The sequence below is a fragment of the Hyphomicrobium sp. genome (assembly GCF_020852195.1).
GTDB lineage: Bacteria > Pseudomonadota > Alphaproteobacteria > Rhizobiales > Hyphomicrobiaceae > Hyphomicrobium_C.
Genome location: NZ_JADZBI010000119.1, coordinates 1 through 3,278, shown reverse-complemented (window position 1 = coordinate 3,278; position 3,278 = coordinate 1). Strand labels below are relative to the sequence as shown.

2 protein-coding genes and 1 pseudogene are annotated in these 3,278 nt (G+C 68.3%); all 3 read left to right on the top strand.

The annotated features are described in order from the left end of the window. Positions 1–1,250, top strand: a 1,250-nt coding sequence (ftsH, locus tag IT540_RS09365; protein WP_291176248.1) for an ATP-dependent zinc metalloprotease FtsH, incomplete at its 5' end; no start/stop codon positions are given. A 169-nt stretch (positions 1,251–1,419) separates the two neighbouring features. Further along, positions 1,420–2,517: a dihydropteroate synthase gene (folP, locus tag IT540_RS09360; protein ID WP_291176245.1), complete on the top strand. Its 1,098-nt coding sequence runs from the start codon at positions 1,420–1,422 to the stop codon at positions 2,515–2,517. Between the two features lie 178 nt (positions 2,518–2,695). Beyond that, positions 2,696–3,278: pseudogene (gene glmM / locus IT540_RS09355) on the top strand (phosphoglucosamine mutase); the annotation flags it as partial.

The following is a 3,278-nucleotide window of genomic DNA, read 5'->3' as shown; positions in this document are numbered from 1 at the left end:
TTGTGGAGATGTTCGTGGGCGTGGGCGCCAGCCGCGTGCGCGACATGTTCGAACAGGGCAAGAAAAACTCGCCATGCATCATCTTCATCGACGAGATCGACGCCGTGGGCCGTCATCGCGGCGCGGGTCTCGGCGGCGGCAACGACGAGCGCGAGCAGACGCTCAACCAGTTGCTCGTCGAGATGGACGGCTTCGAGGCCAACGAGGGCATCATCATCATCGCGGCCACCAACCGGCCGGACGTGCTCGATCCGGCGCTGCTGCGGCCCGGCCGCTTCGACCGCCAGATCGTGGTGCCGAACCCCGACATCGTGGGCCGCGAGAAGATCCTCAAGGTCCATATGCGCAAGAGCCCGATCGCGCCGGATGTGGATGCGAAGACCATCGCGCGCGGCACGCCGGGCTTCTCGGGCGCGGACCTCGCTAACCTCGTCAACGAGGCGGCGCTGCTCGCCGCGCGGCGCAACAAGCGGCTCGTGACGCAGGTCGAGTTCGAGGACGCCAAGGACAAGGTCATGATGGGCGCCGAGCGGCGCTCCATGGTGATGAGCGAGGAGGAGAAGCGTAATACCGCCTACCACGAGGCGGGGCACGCCATCGTCGGCCTGAAGGTGCCGTACGATCCTCTGCACAAGGTCACCATCATCCCGCGGGGCCGTGCGCTCGGCGTGACCATGAACCTGCCGGAGGGTGACCGCTACAGCCGCACGCGGGCTTGGTGCGAGGCGCGGCTTGCCGTGCTGTTCGGCGGGCGCGAGGCCGAGATCCTGCTCGGCGGGCCGGACAACGTCACCAACGGCGCCACGGGTGACATCCAGATGGCGACGCAGCTCGCGCGCGCCATGGTCATGGAGTGGGGCATGTCCGACACGCTCGGACGCGTGCGCTACAACGGCAACGAGCAGGAGGTGTTCCTCGGCCACTCGGTGACGCAGACCAAGAACATCTCGGACGAGACGGCGAAGCTCATCGACGAGGAGATCCGCCGCCTGATCCATGACGGCGAGGCGAAGGCCAGGAAGATCCTGACCGAGAACATCGACAAGCTGCACGCGGTGGCGAAGGCGCTGCTCGACTTCGAGACCGTGAGCGGCGACGAGGTGGCGGCGATCATGCGCGGCGAGACCATCGTGCGGCGCGACGACGACTCGTCCAAGGGCTCGACCGGGCCGGCCGTGCCGACCGCCGGACGCACGCGTCCGCGCGACGAGCCGGACACGGGCGGCATGGAGCCCCAGCCGCAGGCTTGATGGCTTCGGCTACGCTCGCTAAAGGTCTTAACGGCCGCGACGGTGTCGCGGCCGTTCTGTTTTTCCGTCGTTCGCCGCTCCGGCGGAACTCGCACGCGTTCGACGGCGGGATTTTCCCCACCCCTAACCCCCTGCAAGAGGGAGGGAATCGCAGCCGCTTCGGAGACCCATGCAACGCTCGATCTATATCCGTCCGCTCGGCATTTACGCGGCGCGCCAGGGTGCGGAGCCGGAGAGCCCGCAGGAGGTCTGGGGCGGGCTGCCGCTCGCGGGCGGGCCGCTCGCCTTCTCCGCGCTCGAGGTGCTGGAGCGCGCGCCCGGCGGCACGGTGCGGCGCACGATCGGGCTCGGCGACCTCTTCGAGCGCGACTGGGGACGCAACACGCTCGCGGCGTCCGACCTCATCGAGGCGATCCGCTCGCCCCGGCCGCGCCTGGCGGGGCTCTCGATGGACCGGGCGCGCATCATGGGCATCGTCAACGTGACGCCCGACAGCTTCTCGGACGGCGGTCAGCACGACAGCGCGGCGGCAGCCATCGCGCATGGGCTCAGGCTCGCGGAGGAGGGTGCCGATATCCTCGATGTCGGCGGCGAGTCGACGCGGCCGGGCTCGGATGCCGTGGCGCTCGACGACGAGCTCCGCCGCGTCCTCCCCGTCATCGAGGGGCTGCGCGCGAAGACGGACAAGCTGATCTCGATCGACACCCGCAAGGCCGAGGTGATGCGGCAGGCTGCAGGGGCCGGTGCCGACATCCTGAACGACGTCTCGGCGCTGACGCACGATCCGGCCGCGCTCGATGTGGCGGCGGCGAGCGGGCTGCCGGTGATGCTCATGCATGCCCAGGGCGATCCCAAGACGATGAACGACAATCCGCAGTACAGCGACGTCGTGCTCGACGTGTTCGATTTCCTGGAGCAGCGCATCCGCGCGTGCGTGACGTCCGGCATTCCGAAGTCGCGGCTGATCGCGGATCCCGGCATCGGCTTCGGCAAGCACCTGCACCACAACGTGGCGGTGCTCAATGCCATGAGCCTCTATCACGGCCTCGGCGTGCCGGTGCTGCTCGGGGCGAGTCGGAAGAAGCTGATCGGGCAGCTCTGCAACGTCGAGGAGCCGCGCGCACGGGTGTCTGGCTCGATCGCGGCGGCGCTGCATTCCATCGCGCAAGGCGTGCAGATCGTCCGCGTGCACGACGTGGCCGAGACCCGGCAGGCGGTCGCGGTGTGGGAGGCCGCGCAGGCCGGGTCCGAGGCTGGGCTGGGGTGATTTTGCGTGCGGGCCGGCCGTCTCGATCCCGTGCCGGCCAGCGTCTTAACATTTTTTCCTCTAAAATCAGTTTAGTATCCGGCGAGGGTCGCGCGCCGTTGGATAGCGCCAAGACGTGCCTTGGCGCCCGGCGTGGACGGCCGTAACATTGCGCGGGGATTTCTCTGCGAGGGACGAGATGACACGCCGCTATTTCGGGACCGACGGCATCCGGGGGCTCGCCAACAAGCATCCGATGACGTCGGAAGTCGCGCTCAAGGTGGGCATGGCCGCCGGCAAGCTGTTCCAGAACGGAAGCCACAGGCACCGCGTCGTCATCGGCAAGGACACACGCCTCTCCGGCTACATGCTGGAGGCCGCCTTGATGAGCGGCTTCACGTCGGTCGGCATGGACGTGTTCCTGCTCGGCCCGATGCCCACGCCCGCCGTGGCCATGCTGACGCGGAGCCTGCGCGCCGATCTCGGCGTCATGATCTCGGCCTCCCACAACCGCTACAGCGACAACGGCATCAAGCTGTTCGATCCGGACGGCTACAAGCTCTCGGACGAGGTCGAGCTCGAGATCGAGCAACTGATCGACGGGCCGGCCGAGCCGCTGCTCGCGCCCTCGGACCGCATCGGCCGGGCGACGCGAGTGGACAGCGCGCAGGAGCGCTACATCGAGTTCGCCAAGCGCACGCTGCCCAAGAACCTCAAGCTCAACGGGCTCAGGATCGTGATCGACTGCGCGAACGGCGCCGCCTACAAGGTGGCGCCGGAGG